Below are 271 nucleotides of genomic sequence, written 5' to 3'. Positions count from 1 at the left end.
CGTTCTGCACCAGGTAGATGGAACCCGGGTCGAAGGTTTGCTGAATCTGGAACGGGTAGCGCTTGAGCGGTTCGCCCTCGGCGGTCAGCACGCTGCGGATACCGCGCATCGGCGTGTTGAAACCACCATTGGCAATCGTCTGGTACATGGTCGCGACCTGCATCGGCGACATACCACCGGCCCCCAGCAGCATCGCCGGGAAGGCTGGCCAATCGACATTCACGCCCAGCCGACCAATGGTCTTGATCACATTGGGCACGCCCACTTCCAG

1 protein-coding gene is annotated in these 271 nt (G+C 61.6%); it reads right to left on the bottom strand.

Annotated elements, in window-relative coordinates; genetic code table 11:
- Window positions 1-259 (bottom strand): hypothetical protein (locus tag SB772_RS41190; RefSeq protein WP_410838673.1); only part of this gene is annotated, 259 nt, incomplete at its 3' end.
- Between the last annotated feature and the right edge of the window lie 12 nt (window positions 260-271).

Source organism: Paraburkholderia sp. SIMBA_030, assembly GCF_046535245.1.
GTDB lineage: Bacteria > Pseudomonadota > Gammaproteobacteria > Burkholderiales > Burkholderiaceae > Paraburkholderia.
The sequence above is the reverse complement of the archived record's forward strand: the minus strand, read 5'-3'. Positions and strand labels throughout refer to the sequence as shown.